13 protein-coding genes and 1 pseudogene are annotated in these 16,969 nt (G+C 37.5%); 12 read left to right on the top strand and 2 right to left on the bottom strand.

The genetic code is table 11. The annotated features are described in order from the left end of the window. The first annotated feature begins 274 nt into the window (after nucleotides 1–274). The 9 genes and pseudogenes from EHS13_RS24025 (at nucleotide 275) to EHS13_RS23985 (ending at nucleotide 11,411) form a co-directional block, all read left to right on the top strand. Nucleotides 275–2,080 carry a sensor histidine kinase gene (locus tag EHS13_RS24025; protein ID WP_155702820.1) on the top strand — a complete coding sequence of 602 codons (1,806 nt, stop codon included), beginning with the start codon at nucleotides 275–277 and terminating at the stop codon, nucleotides 2,078–2,080. Further along, nucleotides 2,077–3,690, top strand: a complete 1,614-nt coding sequence (locus EHS13_RS24020; protein ID WP_155702819.1) for a response regulator — start codon at nucleotides 2,077–2,079, stop codon at nucleotides 3,688–3,690. Before EHS13_RS24025 ends, EHS13_RS24020 begins: the two co-directional genes overlap by 4 nt. A 212-nt stretch (nucleotides 3,691–3,902) precedes the next feature. After that, nucleotides 3,903–5,252 carry an extracellular solute-binding protein gene (locus EHS13_RS24015; protein ID WP_155702818.1) on the top strand — a complete coding sequence of 450 codons (1,350 nt, stop codon included), beginning with the start codon at nucleotides 3,903–3,905 and terminating at the stop codon, nucleotides 5,250–5,252. Between the two features lie 65 nt (nucleotides 5,253–5,317). Then, nucleotides 5,318–6,196, top strand: a complete 879-nt coding sequence (locus tag EHS13_RS24010) for a carbohydrate ABC transporter permease (protein WP_155702817.1) — start codon at nucleotides 5,318–5,320, stop codon at nucleotides 6,194–6,196. Between the two features lie 26 nt (nucleotides 6,197–6,222). Beyond that, the gene (locus tag EHS13_RS24005) at nucleotides 6,223–7,050 is read left to right on the top strand and encodes a carbohydrate ABC transporter permease (protein WP_227013502.1); all 828 of its coding nucleotides are present in this window, start codon (nucleotides 6,223–6,225) and stop codon (nucleotides 7,048–7,050) included. Nucleotides 7,051–7,068: 18 nt separating this feature from the next. After that, the gene (locus EHS13_RS24000; protein ID WP_162463229.1) at nucleotides 7,069–9,177 is read left to right on the top strand and encodes a beta-galactosidase; all 2,109 of its coding nucleotides are present in this window, start codon (nucleotides 7,069–7,071) and stop codon (nucleotides 9,175–9,177) included. Between the two features lie 189 nt (nucleotides 9,178–9,366). Further along, nucleotides 9,367–9,861 (top strand): annotated as a pseudogene (locus EHS13_RS36900) (alpha/beta fold hydrolase). A 188-nt stretch (nucleotides 9,862–10,049) separates the two neighbouring features. Beyond that, on the top strand, nucleotides 10,050–10,853 hold the full coding sequence (locus EHS13_RS23995; protein ID WP_155702815.1) for an alpha/beta hydrolase: 804 nt from the start codon (nucleotides 10,050–10,052) through the stop codon (nucleotides 10,851–10,853). Between the two features lie 225 nt (nucleotides 10,854–11,078). Next, entirely contained in the window at nucleotides 11,079–11,411 is a 333-nt protein-coding gene (locus EHS13_RS23985; protein ID WP_155702814.1) for a PEP/pyruvate-binding domain-containing protein, read from the top strand. Nucleotides 11,412–12,382: 971 nt separating this feature from the next. Here EHS13_RS23985 and EHS13_RS23980 read toward each other — a convergent pair. Together EHS13_RS23980 and EHS13_RS23975 are read right to left on the bottom strand one after the other, a co-directional pair. After that, nucleotides 12,383–12,865, bottom strand: a complete 483-nt coding sequence (locus tag EHS13_RS23980; protein ID WP_155702813.1) for a FixH family protein — start codon at nucleotides 12,863–12,865, stop codon at nucleotides 12,383–12,385. A gap of 18 nt (nucleotides 12,866–12,883) precedes the next feature. Further along, a complete protein-coding gene (locus EHS13_RS23975) occupies nucleotides 12,884–14,272 on the bottom strand; it encodes a PepSY-associated TM helix domain-containing protein (protein ID WP_155702812.1) in 1,389 nt (462 codons plus the stop codon). Between the two features lie 621 nt (nucleotides 14,273–14,893). On the opposite strand from EHS13_RS23975, the gene EHS13_RS23970 reads away from it, so the two are divergent. The 3 genes from EHS13_RS23970 to EHS13_RS23960 all read left to right on the top strand — a co-directional run bounded on the left by EHS13_RS23970 (nucleotide 14,894) and on the right by EHS13_RS23960 (nucleotide 16,891). After that, on the top strand, nucleotides 14,894–15,463 hold the full coding sequence (locus tag EHS13_RS23970) for a TetR/AcrR family transcriptional regulator (protein WP_155702811.1): 570 nt from the start codon (nucleotides 14,894–14,896) through the stop codon (nucleotides 15,461–15,463). Between the two features lie 262 nt (nucleotides 15,464–15,725). Next, entirely contained in the window at nucleotides 15,726–16,265 is a 540-nt protein-coding gene (locus tag EHS13_RS23965; RefSeq protein WP_155702810.1) for an NAD(P)H-dependent oxidoreductase, read from the top strand. Then, entirely contained in the window at nucleotides 16,265–16,891 is a 627-nt protein-coding gene (locus EHS13_RS23960; protein ID WP_155702809.1) for a DsbA family oxidoreductase, read from the top strand. The genes EHS13_RS23965 and EHS13_RS23960 overlap by 1 nt, the downstream gene beginning before the upstream one ends. The last annotated feature ends 78 nt before the right edge of the window (nucleotides 16,892–16,969 follow it).

Raw genomic sequence — 16,969 nt, 5'->3', positions numbered from 1 at the left:
TTAATTCTTCCTAATCGTTCGTAGTCGAGCAAAAGATAATTCCTGTATTGAACGAGGCACTGAAGAACTAAATCGATAAAGGCGAATTTCCATTCTATTTCGAATGTTAATTCGCCCTTTACTTCATTACAGGAATAGCTCCGCGATTGTGCAATTGCAAAGATATTTAACATTTTACGCAAAATTGTCTCTTGTGAAAAGTTAAATTAATAGATAGTATGATTAATGTAAGCGATATCATAACAGGGTGAGCTGGACAAAGGAAGGATTGAAAATGTGGCAGGCTTTAAAGCATAACTATAACAAAATACAGAAACGAATATCAGACTTTAAAATAGGATTTAAAATAGCTCTGTTTTATTTGATGATCACAATAATTTCTATATCGGTTAGCAGTTATTTATACCAGAAGATATACTTAAATGTAACCTTAAGTAAGGTAAGTGAAGTTTCCGTGCAAACACTTAATTCAATCAGCTCCAATATAGATTTGATGATGGACAACGTTAATAATTACTCCCAAATGGTTATAGCCAATAATGACTTGCAAGAAGCCTTGAGAAATGGAAGTATTTATTTGGATTTGAATACACAAAGAAGAGTGAGAGCCTATCTTATTCAACTTATCCAGGCTATTCCATCGATTTCATCCGTATATATTTTTGATCAAACCGGAAATAAATATTCTGTCGGTAATTTAAGTGCCAATAACTTTAAATTGAACAGTATCCAAGAAGCAGTCTGGTATAATGAAGTCATTAAAGCTAATGGAGCTTATATTCTCAGATTAAATGGTGAAGGTGCATTTGAAATAGACCCGGATAAGAATTTTATATCTCTAATTAGAGTAGTTAGGGATCTTGAAAGTATTAAACCCATTGGCATTTTGATAATCAATGTTCCAGAGCAGGCTTTCATTCAAGCCTATAGTAACATTCTAAATAATTACAAGACGGATATCGTTCTCTTGGATGAGCATAATAAAAGCATAGTAAAAAAGAGTGAGAGTAATCAATATGATTTAAATCGTATATTAAGTAAATTTAATAACCAAAAATCAGGTTATAAGTTTGAAGCAATTATGCATAATAAATATTTGGTTTCGTACCTTAAAGAAAATAAATACGGACTTAAAATAGTTAGCTTTATGCCATTCAAAGAGCTTTTAAATGAAACTGTAACCATGATCTATATAGGCGTAATTATTATTCTTATTAATAGCATACTCTTGTTTATTGGCTCTATTTTTATTGCCAGAATGATTACAATCCCCATTAAAAAGCTATTGAAATCTATGAAAGGTATTGAGAATAACGAGTTTAATGAGGTGAAAATAAAGGCAGGTAACAATGAACTTGGGAGACTTAGAGACGGTTATAATATTATGATTCAGGAAATCCAAAAGCAAATAAAAAATGTTATTGAAGAGCAAAGGATAAAACGCAAGGCAGAATTAAATGTACTGCAAGCCCAAATAAAACCACATTTTCTTTATAACACATTGGACTCTATCACATCACTTGCGATTTCTGAACGAGTGGAGGATGTCTGCCAATTGACGGATGCCTTGGGAAGCTATTATCGGACAAGCCTTAGTAATGGGAAAGAAATCATCACCATAAAAGAAGAAATAGAATTGGTTAAAAACTATTTAATCATTCAAAAAATTCGTTATGGAGAGATGTTTTCGGTAACGTATGATATTGATGGTCGGGTTGTAAATAATAAAATTCTTAAACTTGTTTTACAGCCTCTGGCAGAGAATGCATTATATCACGGTATTAAAGCTATGGGAGAACCAGGTTCTATTAAGATTTCAGCTAAATACGATAATCATTCTATCCGATTGATTGTAGAAGATGATGGAGTTGGAATGAGCACAGAAAAAATAACCAATTTGCTTGGAAAAGGAAATGAAAGTACAAATGATAGCTTTGGGATTAGAGGGACAATTGAACGCTTAAGGATATTTTATGGTCAAGAAGATCTATTCAGAATTGAAAGTAAACCAGGCAGCGGTACCAAGGTTACCATTACTATACCTTTTAATGTTCATGATAACGAAGGAGAATTAAGATGATATCTGAAATCATTAAGGTCCTAATTGTCGATGATGAAGTTTTAATCAGAAATTTACTAAAGATGCGAATTAGCTGGGATAAATTAGGGCTGGAGCTAGTCGGAGAGGCATCCAATGCTCATGAGGCTCTGGATTTGGTTGAAAAGCTATCTCCGGATATCATCTTTACAGATATATGCATGACCATTATGGATGGAATTGAATTTAGCAAAATTGTGATGGAAAATCATCCGCAAATAAAAATAGTTGTGCTTACCGGACATAATGAATTTGATTATGTTAAACGAAGCATACGAATAGGTATCTCTGATTTCTTATTAAAACCGATTAATAAGGATGAGATTAGCAGGGTAGCTTTAAGCTTAAAAGAGAAGATAGAATCTGAAAGAACAAATAAAAATGATTACAACAAGTTGAAATTGCAAATGGAAGAGAATTTACCCTACTTGAGGGAAAGATGTTTAAATGAATTACTGCAAAGCGAGTTTAATTTTGAAGATTTTGCTAGCAAGTTGTCTTACTACAAAATCGAGTTAGATTTAAAATCAACGTGCTTTCAAATTGTTTTAGTGGAAGTAAATATAGCTGTAAGGGGAATAAATGAAGAAGAAGAAAAAGTGTTGCTTAATTTACAATGTATGGAGTTAATTAGGGAGGTTTTTAAAAGCGAAAGTTTAATTCAAGTGTTTTTTGATAACAGTCATAAAATCGTGATACTTAATAATGACGAGTCGATCGATATTACGGATTGCTGTGAAATCATCAAAACGAGGATCATCAACCGATTTGGGTGTTCTATTTGTGTCGGAATAGGCAATAGAGTCGAAGTAATTAAAAGTATTAAAGCGTCCTATAATGAAGCCAAGGATGCATTGAATTACAAAGTTGTTGCGGGTAAAAATCAGGTAATCCATTATAATGATATTACTTTCATCTATGATAATAAAATAAGACTTGACTACAATCATAGCGAAAAGCTTGCCTTTTTTATGAAAGCGGGTTTGAAAGAAAAAGCTAGGGAATTAATAGAAGAATTATTCTCCGAATTCTCTTATGCACAAGATAATACACTGGATCGTTTACGATTAGTCGCATTTGATGCGTTATCTACCTGCCTTCATGTAATGGCCGAATTAAATATGAATGTTTTGGATATATGGAAGGATAGGGCCGAGCCCTATGATTTTATATCTAAGATTGACAATTTACCGGAGGTAAAGGAATATTTCAATAATCTTATCTTGAAAATTATTACAAAAGTGAATTCTGCTAACAGCAAAAAAGCCAACAAAATCATATTGCAAATTCAAGATTATGTGAGAGATAATTTAAAAAGTCACGAGCTCTCTCTTACCGAAATAGCAAAAAAGTTTTTTTTGAATCCAAGCCATTTAAGTCGGCTATTTAAACAAGAAACAAACCAAACGTATATTGAATATTTAACCAAAAAAAGGATTGAAAGGGCTATAACACTTCTCCAAGAAACAGATATGCGAGTATATCAAATTGGTGAAGAGGTTGGGATAACCGACCCTCATTACTTCAGTATTATATTCAAAAAGTTTACTGGACTTTCGGTAAATGAGTATAAAAAGGTTAACTTAAATTGAATGTGCTACCTGTAAATAAAGAGGTTGTTCCTGTCAATCACGGTTAGAAAGCCGAGGTAGCCCGGAGCAACTTCTTTGCAAGTTTAAGAGAAATAGGGATTGCAATAATTTTGAATCTTTTGGTCATGAAAATGAATGGGATCGCATTCATGGATGCGCTATCATAAGGTTATAGGTTAATTAACCTAAATTCTCAAGGGGGTCATAGAAGAATGAAAAAAAATTGGTTTAAAGTTATGCAATTGACTGTAGTTGCTTCAATGGTATTAAGTATTGCTGCATGCGGTAGCAGCAAATCGGCTGAACCTGCAGCATCAACGGAAACAAAAGCAACGCCAGAAGCAACGACAGAAGCGTCAAAGGAACCAAATAAAGTGGTTACGATTAAGCTTTGGCATCAATGGGCATCTCCTAGTGATGGGAATACAAAGCCATTCAGGGCTGTATTGGATGCCTGGAATAAAGCTAATCCGAATATACAAATCGTGGATGAAGGTATTGATGGAGAATCCTACAAAACTAAGATAAAAACGGCGGTAGCGGCATCCGAAATGCCGGATGTATTCTATGCATGGGGAGCCGGATTTGCTAAACCATTCGTTGAAGCGAATGCGGTATTGCCTTTAGATGATTATTTAAATGATGGAACCAAAGATAAGGTTCTGAATGGAGCTTTGGTTAACCTGACTTACAATGGAAAAGTATATGGATTACCTGCGAATTTGAATTTGGCGCCGCTTTATATTAATAAAGAAATATTTGATAACAATGGCGTTAAGATACCTACTACATTTGATGAATTGCTTGCTGCAGTAAAGGCTTTTAGAGCAAAGGGGATCACCCCAATCACGGTTGGTGAAAAGGATCTTTGGCCAGGCATGTATTGGTATGATATTTTAGCACTTCGATCCGCAGGTGCTACAGCTTCTCAGGCTGCATTAGAGAAGAAGGCTTCCTTTGATCAGCCGGAATTTATAGACGCAGCATCCAAGCTAGTTGAGCTTGTAAATGCAAAGGCTTTCAATGATAGTATGTTTGCCATCGGTTACCCGGAAATGGTCGCAGATTTCACACAGGGCAAGGCTGCGATGTTATTCCAAGGCACTTGGGTGGGTGGATCGATTAATGATGCTAACTCCCTTGTAAAGGGCAAGATTGTTGCAGTTCCATTCCCTATAATCACTGGCGGAAAGGGAAATGTGGATGAATTCTTTGGCGGATCTGTAGATGCATTCTTCGTAAGCCAGAATTCGAAGTACAAAGAAGAAGCGGTCAAGGTTGTTAAATATATTACGGAAAACATGTCTAATCAGGCATATGCAGCAGGCGCAAGCCTACCCGCTTGGAAGGTAACGGGAGTAGATGTATCTAAAATTGATCCGCTTACCAAACAAACGGTGGACATGATTAAGAATGCCAAAAGCTTTACCATTTGGTGGGATACGTTCCTTGAAGGAAAAGTTGGCGATCAACACAAAAATTTGGTTGCAAATTTATTCTACAATAAAATGAAGCCAGAGGAATTTGCCAAAGAAATGCAAAAGCTGAATGTAGCCCAATAGGATAAATTTCAATAAAGGCGGTTAAGGAAAATCCCTTAACTGCCTTTATATAAGGATGGGGAAATATGGATAAAGTTTTGGGGGATAGAAGAGCGATAGCTTTGTTTGTTCTTCCGACATTACTGCTATTCCTTTTTATAATCATTAGCCCAATTTTCTTTTCTGGCTATTACAGTTTATTGAAATGGGATGGAATTGGTAAAAGCACTTATATTGGATTTCAAAATTATCTCAACCTATTTGTTAATAACCAAGATGGTTTTATTAGATCAATTGGGAATTCAAGTATATTGGCATTCCTCTCTGTATTTATTCAGTTGCCTATATCATTAATCCTCGCCTTAGTCCTTGCCAGAGGGGTAAAGGGTGAAAATTTCTATAGAACGACTTTTTTTATGCCAGTTATCGTTTCAACTGTAGTCATTGGTCAGCTCTGGCTTAAAATATACAATCCGGATTATGGTCTCTTAAATACAATTTTGAGAGATGTTGGTTTGGAATCATGGACTGCTAATTGGCTAGGAGATATGAACAAGGCGCTATTGGCTGCTTTTATTCCTATTCTCTGGCAGTATACCGGTTATCATATGCTGCTTATGTATGCGGCAGCCAAATCAGTATCAGAGGAAATATATGATTCAGCAAGAATGGATGGAGCTTCAAGCTTTCTCATCGCTGTTAAAATAACGATTCCTATGATTAAGTCGATGATTAAAGTATGTTTGATTTTTGCCGTTATTGGTTCCTTTAAGGTGTTTGATCTGGTGTATGTATTAACCAAAGGTGGCCCTTTGCATGCCACAGAAGTGCCGGCTACGTTAATGTATACAACTATTTTCAATCAATATCAATATGGTTACGGTAGTGCAATGTCGATATTTATCATTGTACAGTGCTTGGTATTTACTTTGGTGCTGCAAAAAATAATTAAAGAAGATTTATAATTATCAAATTAAGCAGGTGAGATAGTGTGAGCACAAACATAAAAAAAGCCTTATTGGGTATTATTATGGCTATAGTAGCTATATCCAGCTTATATCCGCTCTTTTGGTTGATTTTATTTTCCTTCAAAGACAATACGGAAATTTTTGGCGGCAATATTGCAGGACTCCCGTCTAAACTGCTGTGGGGAAATTATAAAGAAGCGCTGGTAAATGCAAAAGTATCGAACTATTTTCTAAATAGCGTTATTGTTACAGGGGTAACTATTGTGGCTACATGGATTCTTTCGCTAACCAGCTCATATGCCGTTACAAGAATGATATGGAAATTTAGACATCTAACATTGGCTATTATTCTATTAGGGTTGATGATCCCGCTCAATTCAGCGCTGCTTCCTTTATTTATTATTCTTAAGCATTTAAGAATGTTAAATTCTTATGGGGCACTCATGATTCCTTATACCGCATTTGCCATCCCAATGGCTGTTTTTATTCTTACCGGGTTTTTGAAGGGGATTCCTAGAGAACTGGAGGAGGCCGCTTGTATAGATGGTTGTACTATTTACAATATTCTTTACATTATTATTTTTCCTTTAGTGAAACCGGCCTTGGCAACAATAGCCATTTTTACTTATCTGTCTACATGGAATGAACTGATGTTTGCAGTTACGTTTATTAGTGATTCTAAATATAAAACCATTACAGTTGGCATTCAGTCCCTGGTGGGCCAATATAGTACATCTTGGGGTCCAATTGGCGCGGGGCTTGTAGTCGCAACAATACCGACCATAGTGATTTATATTCTTATGAGCAGTCAGGTTCAGAAAAGTCTGACAGCAGGCGCTGTCAAAGGGTAGATTATGGAGGATCTTGCTATGTTAAATGAGTTTAAAGCTTTTAAAACAGAACCATTTCTATACGGAGTTTGTTATTATCCTGAGCACTGGGATGAAAGCTTATGGGATGATGACTTTCGCCGTATTAAAGCAACAGGGATGAATGTAGTCCGCTTGGGAGAATCAGCTTGGAATATTTGGGAGCCTGAAGAAGGTGTATATTTTTTTGAGCTTTTTGACAGAGCCATTCAGCTTTGCCGCAAGTATGATTTAAAAGTCATTCTGGGAACACCATCTTATGCACCTCCTGCTTGGCTTACAGAAAAATATCCAGAAGTGCTGCGTGCTGATTTTAAGGGGAATCTAATGCAGCATGGTTCGCGAAGACATAATAATTACACATCTTCTGTTTATCTGGATCTATGTAAAAAAATAGTTATGGCACTAATCGAGCACTATAAGGATCACACCTCCGTGCTTGGCTGGCAAATCGATAATGAGTTTAATTGTCATATGGATGTTAGCTTCGCTGAGAGTGATCATTTTGCTTTTCGCCAATGGTGCATGGACAAATATGGTCAATTGGATGCTTTGAATGACGCTTGGGGTACCCGATTTTGGGCACAGACCTACACGGATTGGGGGCAGGTTTATTTACCCAGAAGTACAGTGACTTACCATAATCCGGGGCATTTGCTTGATTTTTATCGGTTTACGTCGGATGCTACTATTGCATTTGCTAAGCTGCAATATGACATTATTAAAGATAGGAATTCAGCTCAATTTGTGACACATAACGGCTTGTTTGAGAACATCGACAATTATAAATTGACGGAGCAATCACTGGATTTCATGTCATTTGACTCCTATCCTGCATTCGGACTTATGTGGCGTAAGGATCTGCCGCTTCATTTTCGCGACCGTATTTATGGGATGCGCTTAAGCAGAGTCAGAGGTATGTCAGCTAAGTTTTTAATTCTTGAACAGCAGGCAGGGGCAGGAGGACAATCCGGATCTATTTTGCAGCCGCATATTAAAGATTATATGCACTATACACCCAAGCCAGGTCAAATGCGATTGTGGTCATGGCAATCCATTGCCCATGGGGCGGATGGAATTTTGTTCTTTCGCTGGCGGACCTGTACAGTCGGATCAGAAACTTTATGGCATGGCTTAAACGATTATGGCAATCAAGCTAACCGCAGATTAGATGAAGCAGCCAAATTAGGAGAAGAATTAAAGCAATTGGGTCCGCTATTAGTAGAGAGTTCTTGCCAGGCGTCTGCAGCTTTACTCTATGATTATGATAATGACAGCAATTGTAAAATTGAAGGATACATCGGTCCGAATCTATGGCGGAGTGAAGAGGCAATCTATCAATCTTTAAGTGAAAGACATATCCTGACGGATCAAATTTCCAATCAATGTCTGGAGCGACCGGAGTTTCTGTCGCGATATAAACTCTTATTCTATGCTAATGCTCAGCTTTTGAATGAGGAAGATGTCATTGGATTAAAGCACTATGTTGAAAATGGAGGAACGCTTGTCCTTGGACCTCGAAGCGGTTATAAAGATCGAAATAATCGTTGCTACATGCTGCCCTTTCCTGGAATCGTGAAAGAGTTGGCAGGCATCGAGGTAGAGGAATTTACAATGGTGGATGAGGATGAGCCCATTTATATGGAGTTCCAATTGCAAAAAAAAAAGGTTTTAGCGCCCGTTTTTAATGAAGTGATAAAACTATTATCGGATGATTCAACGATTATTGCAAAGTACTCGAATGGTTATTATTCGGGTTTGCCAGCAGTCGTTTCTACACCACTCGGTAAAGGGAAGGTGATTTATTTTGGGGCTTTTTTCACAATGGAGAATACCAATATGCTCTTGGATTCACTCGAAATTAAGGATCCTATTTCTGTCTGGGCGGAGGTGCCAGCTGAAATAGAGGTAATCCCTAGAGTTTCAAAAAATGGAGAGTTTGCTATATTTTTAAATTATATGAATAAACCTATGTGCATAACTCTGCATAAATCTTTGAAAAATTTATTAACAGATGAGTGGCTGCTTGGAGAACTGAAGATTGTTGCATATGGGGTACTGGTACTCCAGATTAGCTCTGTGTTAGAGGATAGGTTTAGAGCAGGATAGTGTAGGTGAATGAATTGGCAAGTAAAGTATATTCCAGGCTGCCGTGGGGTAGCCTTTCCCAACTAACGAGTAGTAAAGTTCGGTAATACCATCCAATTCCTCCGACATCGCGTAAACAAAAGTAGACGTTCATCTAAACTACCAAAGGTGCGTATCTTATTATGGATACTACTTTAATTAAACGGAGGAATCAACGAGGGATACTTTGTTACCAGAATCTGGTATAAAATTATAGAGGATGTAAACCCGGAGGGAAATAAAACAATTCTGCTCATACATGGTTGGCTGTTAAACCATAAGCAGTTTGAATATCAGTTTGATGTTCTTCCAACAATGGGATATCGCTATGCATGATTGTGAGGCTATAGTAATTCGGATAAATCATTCGGTGGCTTCAATTTTGACAGATAGGTAGATGATATCTTTGCAGTAATAGGGGCGTTGCATTTAAAAGATTTCACACTAGCAGAGCACTCCACAGGTGGCTTCTCTAAGAGATGAGAATGTGCACAATGATCTTGGCAAAATATTCGTACCAGCACTAATTATTCACTGCATCCATGATAAAATCGTTCCGTTCACCAATGTTCAGGAAACAACTCACAGTTAGTTCCATTTCAATATAACGACCATGGCCCTTTCTGGGAAGAACGTGAAAGAGATAATCGGAATCCAAAAAGCTAGTATCGATTATCGCAATTCGTTATCCTTAGACATCATCGTGATACCAAGGACAAATTAAGATTGTTAGACTCCATGGTGGATGATCCTTACAAGAAACTGGCTCAATTAAGTATTAATTCTTGATGCTTTGTTTTTTTAAAAGATAACTACCTATTTAGTAGTTAAATATAGATTGAGGAGATGAGACGATGAAAAAACCAACGATTTTTTTTATCCATGGTGCATTTGTAACACCTAAAAGCTGGGAACCGATGAAGAAATATTTTACTGCCCAAGGCTTTGAATGTTTGGCTCCCGCTTGGCCTCATCATGATAAGACTGTTGAAGAGCTACGTCAGAATCCTGCTGCCAAACTGGGAGAATTGGGTCTTGATGAGCTAGTGGACCACTATGCCAAAATTATTAAGGCACTACCTGAGAAACCAGTACTAATAGGACATTCATTTGGTGGTTTGCTTACTCAGCTTTTAATGGATCGGGAGCTTGGAGTCGCGGGAATTGCAATCGATTCAGCCGGCAGTAAAGGAGTACTTGCTGCAGCTTATCCATCAACTACAAAAGCTATATTTGGAATTATTGCAAGCCCTTGGCGTAAAACTTATATGATGCCATTCAGAAATTTTCAGTATGCTTTCGTACATACTCTGCCGCGGGATGAGCAAGAGCGAGCGTACAAGGAGCATGTTATTCCAGAAACTACTCGAATATTCTTCCAAGCAGCATTAGCGCCGTTCATTTCGAAAAGTCCAACTGCAATAAACTATAATAATGGCAAACGCGGTCCCTTGTTAATGATTGCCGGCCAATCCGATCGAATTGTCCCAGAAAGTATGGTTCGCAAAAACCATAGCTTATATAATCAAAATTCAGGTGCCGTGACCGAATATAAAGCATTTCCCTATCGGGTGCATTGGATCATTGCGGAGCCTGGTTTTGAGGAGATTGCTGACTATAGTATTAGTTGGCTGAATAAACATTTGAATTTTCAGTAAATTTTTAATGAAGTCCATAACCGAGTATTCTAAAAAGTCCTTATAACTCAAATCATTTAACTTGTAAGGGGTATTACTCGAGTCTTTCAATTGTAAGAAATTTAGTAGCACTGTAACTATAGCCTTAAGAGGTTTAACCTCTCCTTCTCAAGTAGCAGTAATCATTCAACAAATGGTTTGTTCAGAGCTATCAGGCGTAATGTTTACGAGAAATCCTTGACTGGCATGGATGAGCGTATGATTGAGGCTTGCTGGGGGTTAGGGGAAAGTATCGTTTCTGGACGAATTACTCCGGATCGCTATACGGTTAACAGAGGGGCCACATCTATCGAAATATTTACGGGTAGACAAGAAACAGCAATTTACCCAGCTAAAGAGGGTGGCACGAAGGAAGTCAAACTTGATGGCCAGGGAATTAATAACACATGTTTGTTAGAAAATCATATAAGACAACTGGATCATCTTGCAACACGATGTGAACAAATTTTTGGAAAGGATCTTGATATAGAGTGGGCTTTCTCGGACAACCGCTTTATTTATTACAATGTAGAAAGATAACGGCGAGAGGGAGAATATCTCGCTAAATAATACATTTCTAGAAATGCCTAATCCAATACGATGTTATTTTAGAAAACCATTTATTAAACTAAAGGATACTATAAGTAACGATTTAAAATGATGGCTAAACATGATTTATCTCGGGCATTGCCCCTTTTCTATGATTAGGATATAATACAAATATTATCAATAGATTCATTTTCTTCGCTATCATTTATTTAGCTGAAGAGGGAGCAGTTGTCTTTACTGACAACTTATAGAAAAAGTCTTGTGCTAGAAAATGTATGACCTTATTTATTTGGTTATGCTATTTTTTATTTTCAGGGCTTTTTTTGCGTTCTAAAACACGTAAAGGAGGATTATAGAGATGAATCATTAAAAATAATTTCAGTCACAAGAACGGGAATATATTAAAATAGCTGCCACCAAAACTCGATGGTACATCACCGTCTCCAATTGCGAGCGGTCATATTGTCGAGTGTTTTGACAGTGTATAGAAGGCAAGTAGCAAAATAAACGTACATTATTTGTTATTGAAAAGTTTATTAGAGTCAGTAAAGATCTTTATTTTCCACTATTTTTGGGATGGTAAATTAACATTGTACCTCAGTAAAGAACTTTAATTTTTTTTTGGAGTATTTTTAAAAATGAAAAAAGCCCATTAAAACAACATTCCCAGTAAAGATCTTTATTTTCCTCGATCAAAAAAAAGAAAAGTGATCAGGGAAAATAGAGTTGTTTATTGGTAAATAGAGATCTTTAATGAAAAATAGAGTTCTTTAATACAAATGATAGGCTATGTCGGTCTGTACCGGCTAATGATTGGTACGTTACGAGTCCTTTTCGAGATCAAACACGACGAGAAAATGATTTACATTCGCGATATCGATTTTCGTGGAGGCTTATACAAGTAATTCAAACGAAAAAGCTGCAAAATCCCTGGTCTTTGATAGGGATTTGCAGCTTTTACATTAATGGTGTTCGTTTTGGGAAGGGTCATTGTTTTCTTTTTCGTTCTCCATCTGAATGAGTTGCTCAACAGCTTTTGAACCAACGGCAAACCGTTTGATAGGTAAAACCCTCTCATTCTGTACGCTTATTCTGGATTGAACGAGATAAATACCTTCTTTGGTGATGGAATGTGAGACTGAATATACGCCAGGAGAAGATTCGGTTGCTTTTACCACTATGGCAGCTTCTCTATTTCCTTCCGGCCAAAAAATGAACTCGGCTTGTTCTGCATGTTCCAACGGTCGATTGTTCTTGAAAACCTCAACGGAAAAGTCATTTTTACTGTTTAAATCAAGGTGTTTGGGGAGATGCACCTCTACAGTAAGATGAGTTGGAAGTCCGCTTTCATCAATTTCTGCAATCTTCATGGCACATCCAGATAATAGAACACCAAAAATTAATATGACTCCTAATGACATCATTCGTTGTAAAATGTTATTCATAATTAGTTTATCTCCCTCTTATACCGAAAACCAATGGCGTAATGTCTGTACTCTTCGAATAATAAGCCATTCGAGCAACAAAATGGTTAATATGGATAGACCCACTAGTGGCATAATAGCTCCGCATACAAGCATGATAAGGATTACCCCTACTGTAACTTTGGAATTATTAGGTTTGCTTGGAGCGCCCAGACGACTTTCTGGTTTTCGCTTGCGCCACATGACATAAGAGCTGATAGCTATCAAAATGAGTCCTATACAAGCCACCAAACCCAGTAGTTGATTGGCAAGTCCAAAAAGTCTACCTTCATGGAATGCTATACCGTATGATATGGCTTTTGCCATGATACCATAATCTGCAAAGCGGACATCTGTTAGAACTGCACCACTATATTGATCCAAATGAAGGGTAGCATCATTGCCTGGCTTTACATGTTCAGTCGAGACAGTAAACACTCCGGTTTCGTCTAGGGGCATCGTAATTGTATAGGGCTTTTCGACGTTTTTATCGTTAACAATTCCCGCGATATCATCAACACCTAATGGAACGTATCCACCTGCAGCGGACTGAGGCACTGGAAGATTCTCTGTTGCCCATGGCAAGTCTTCGGCAATATCTTTTGCAACCGTATCTGATTTTGGCTTTTCACCAAAGCTATAGGCAAAAGGGGGGGCATTCGTATTCGTCGAATTAGCCAGCTTATTAATCTGTTCTCCCATAATACCCGACCAAGACAACCCGCTGGCGATAATGACTAGTAACACAAGAGAGAGCCAAAATGCCGGTACAGCATGTAGATCGCGCCAGAATAGCCGACTTCCCGGCTTGTTAAGCCTTGGGAGAACTGTCCCCCAAATGGAAGACTTGTTGCGCGGCCACCATAAATACAAGCCGGTTAATAACAATATGACAGCCCAACATGCTGCCAATTCAACAAGTCGATTTGCAAATGTCCCTCCGACAACGAGTTCACTGTGAAGTTTCTTAAAAAATGCAGAGAAAGTCTTGTCGCTATCTAACATCCCAAGTACCTCTCCATTGTAGGGGTCAATATACATTGTAGTAGGAGTTCCACTTAGGTTAACGGACATTTTATAACTGGAATCCTTCGTACTCGGGAAAGTAATAGACGACACCTTTAAACCAGGCTGGCCTATCTCAGACTTCTCTATTATAGCCGTTGGATACATTGGGGTTGTCCCGACCTGGCGTACGACCATCATATCTTTGTACAGATTTCCCTCGATCTGAGGTTTAAACAAATAAACCGCACCACTAAAAGCTAAAATAATCAGAAAAGGTGCAAAAATTATTCCCGCATAAAAATGCCATCTCCACACTGACTGGTAGATGGCTTGACGTAAACCTGATGGTTTTTCCGTTTCTATTATTAACTCAACATTCATTCCTCAAACCTCGTCCCCTTATCAGATTTCATATCTCCGTTTAAATATATCGAATAATTCACTAAGGTTAAATGACCCGATCGAGCTATATATGTGAACAAAGTTTGATAATATCAGATAAAGAACACGTTTGCATCGCGTATGTAGTTGCGGTATCTGTTCGCGCCATAGTTACAGATGAGGGAAAAAGCCTTCATGAAGATCCAGTTCCTACCAAGGAACAATAGAAACAATATTTCCTTTTATTGTATATTGAGTATTTAATAAATTTCATTGTTATAGAACATTATTTATCACTAATATTGTTCTTTATTTTTTGTGTGCTTCACATTAAAGAACTTTATTTTCCAGAATTATTGGAAGTTCATTAGGTTGTTAATATCCATTAAAGAACTCTATTTTCCTCGATCAAAAAGTCGAGGTCAGATTTTAGGGAAAATAGAGTTGTTTAATTAATTAAACCTCATGCTGGCTATCTCAGTATTTTTGAGATATCGAAGACGCTTGTTGGATTATTGACACAGGCTTTTGTCGGTTATACAGTTGTAATGGTAGTACCAGTCAAAAAAAATCTAAATATCAGTGGTTGACATGCTATCTATTAAAAGGTAGAATAACCTCATGAATAATAACAAGAATACAGCTGAAATTATTTTGGATACTGCTCAGTCTATTGTACAGGATGTCGGGTTTAACGGATTCAGCTATGCACACATTGCAGATAAAGTAGGGATACGTACCGCCAGTATTCATTACCATTTCCCAAACAAGGAGGATTTAGGAGAAGCGCTGATCACACGGTATCACAAAAATTTTATGTCTGCAATTGCTCAAATCGATACCGAGACACAGGACAATATGGAAAAGCTGAAAAAATTTATTTTAATATACAGCGCTCCTGTTCAAGATTACTGTACTTGTCTGAGCGTCATGTTTTCTACTGACCTTGCTACTTTATCAGGTAAAACACGAGAAGGGCTAGCTTTGCTTTTCTCCGCTAATTTAGAATGGTTGGAAAGTGTCTTGGAACAGGGGCGGCGAGCAGGGCATCTAAATTTTAAAGGCTCCGCGGTTGTGCATGCCCATCAATTTCTTGCTTCGCTTCAAGGTGCGCAATTACTGGCAAGAAGTTTTCAAGATATAAATAGGTTTGACATGATTGCTGATGGATTAATCTCCGCTTTAACTTAAAAAAGAAGGCGGTTATTTTTTCAAATCATTGTCTACCTTTTAGAAGGTAGACTAAAGAGATCGAAAAATCATTTTTCGATAAAGGAGGTGAGGAGTAGAGGATCGTTTCCGCAACAATTCTGAATGGATTGAGCTAAGACGAATTACAGAACTGTGATGGGGCATTAGTTAACAAGCAAGAAAGCATATTTATGAAGAATGTAGCATTTTTCGAGAACAAATGAGAATAATAAAAAAAACAACTACGAAATGGAGCAATAAGATGAAAACTTTAATCATAATTACTCACCCGAACATGGAAGCATCCAACTGGAATAAATCATGGCTGGAAGCATTGCAAAAGGATAATAAATTCACTATTCATGAATTATATAAAGAATACCCAGACGAAAATATCGATGTCGCTAAAGAGCAGAAGTTGATTGAGGAGCATGACCGGATTATTTTTCAATATCCGCTTTATTGGTACAGTACACCTCCATTGCTTAAAAAGTGGTTTGATTCCGTATTGTTATATGGTTGGGCTTATGGTCCAGATGGCAGCAAAACAGCAGGCAAAGAACTAGGTGTAGCTATCTCCACATACGGTACTGAAGATTCTTATCAAGCAAATGGGTTCAATCGCTTTACACTGGAAGAAATATTACGGCCGATAGAAGCGCTTGCTCATTTTATCAGTGCCGCTTATCTGCCTCACTTTTCACTAAGTGATACTTCTAACGTTACTAATGAACGTTTAGCACAAAGCAGCCTCGATTACATTCATCATCTTAAAACGGTAAAGCCAGTTGTGGTAGGGTAATGAAAGATTTGATATTAGACGTTTATATAGATACGATTTGCCCATGGTGTCGTATGGGAACAACTAGTATGTTAGTCGCTCTGAAGCAGATGCCAAAAGAAAAGAAGGTCACTGTCCGATGGCATGCTTTTCAGATAAATCCTGGTATTAGTCCTGGAGAAGATTATCGGAAGGTTATGATAGGCAAATTAGGCGGCGCTGCCCAATTCACAGCAAGAATGAAGCAATATGACGAGTATGGCGCTAATTATGGTCTTAAATTTAATATGGATCTTGTAAAATATACACCTAATACTACTTTGTCCCATCAATTAATCGCAATTACTCCTGAAGACAAGCAAGAGCAGCTGATTGAGAAGATTTATACAGCTTATTTTGAAGAGGGTACAGATATCGGAAATGTGGATGAGCTTGTAAAAATAGCAAGAGCAACCGGGATTACGAACGATGCTGAGCTAAAAATGCGACTTACTAAAGGTGATGGGATTGAAAAAGTTGAATCAGGTCAACTCAGCGCACAAAAGTTAGGGATCAGAGGGGTTCCTTACTTTCTAATTAATGAGAAGATTAACATATCTGGCTTACAATCTCCTAATGAATTTATAAGATTGTTTGAGAATAATTAGCTGAGGCTGCAGATTTTAAACATAGTCAATCCAAAAGGGGTGGACTGCCCGTTTTGGAGTATCGCCAGCAGCTCGCTG

The sequence above is a fragment of the Paenibacillus psychroresistens genome (assembly GCF_009728935.1).
Classification (GTDB): domain Bacteria; phylum Bacillota; class Bacilli; order Paenibacillales; family NBRC-103111; genus Paenibacillus_AC; species Paenibacillus_AC psychroresistens.
Note: the sequence above shows the minus strand (reverse complement) of the source record. Positions and strands in the feature narration are given on the sequence as shown.

What these genes read in the sequence shown, in the direction of transcription:
- EHS13_RS24025 (WP_155702820.1), top strand. Translation starts at nt 275, where the DNA reads ATGTGGCAGGCTTTAAAGCATAACTATAACAAAATACAGAAACGAATA.
- EHS13_RS24020 (WP_155702819.1), top strand. Translation starts at nt 2,077, where the DNA reads ATGATATCTGAAATCATTAAGGTCCTAATTGTCGATGATGAAGTTTTA.
- EHS13_RS24015 (WP_155702818.1), top strand. Translation starts at nt 3,903, where the DNA reads ATGAAAAAAAATTGGTTTAAAGTTATGCAATTGACTGTAGTTGCTTCA.
- EHS13_RS24010 (WP_155702817.1), top strand. Translation starts at nt 5,318, where the DNA reads ATGGATAAAGTTTTGGGGGATAGAAGAGCGATAGCTTTGTTTGTTCTT.
- EHS13_RS24000 (WP_162463229.1), top strand. Translation starts at nt 7,069, where the DNA reads ATGTTAAATGAGTTTAAAGCTTTTAAAACAGAACCATTTCTATACGGA.
- EHS13_RS23995 (WP_155702815.1), top strand. Translation starts at nt 10,050, where the DNA reads ATGAAAAAACCAACGATTTTTTTTATCCATGGTGCATTTGTAACACCT.
- EHS13_RS23985 (WP_155702814.1), top strand. Translation starts at nt 11,079, where the DNA reads ATGGATGAGCGTATGATTGAGGCTTGCTGGGGGTTAGGGGAAAGTATC.
- EHS13_RS23980 (WP_155702813.1), bottom strand. Translation starts at nt 12,865, where the DNA reads ATGAATAACATTTTACAACGAATGATGTCATTAGGAGTCATATTAATT.
- EHS13_RS23975 (WP_155702812.1), bottom strand. Translation starts at nt 14,272, where the DNA reads ATGAATGTTGAGTTAATAATAGAAACGGAAAAACCATCAGGTTTACGT.
- EHS13_RS23970 (WP_155702811.1), top strand. Translation starts at nt 14,894, where the DNA reads ATGAATAATAACAAGAATACAGCTGAAATTATTTTGGATACTGCTCAG.
- EHS13_RS23965 (WP_155702810.1), top strand. Translation starts at nt 15,726, where the DNA reads ATGAAAACTTTAATCATAATTACTCACCCGAACATGGAAGCATCCAAC.
- EHS13_RS23960 (WP_155702809.1), top strand. Translation starts at nt 16,265, where the DNA reads ATGAAAGATTTGATATTAGACGTTTATATAGATACGATTTGCCCATGG.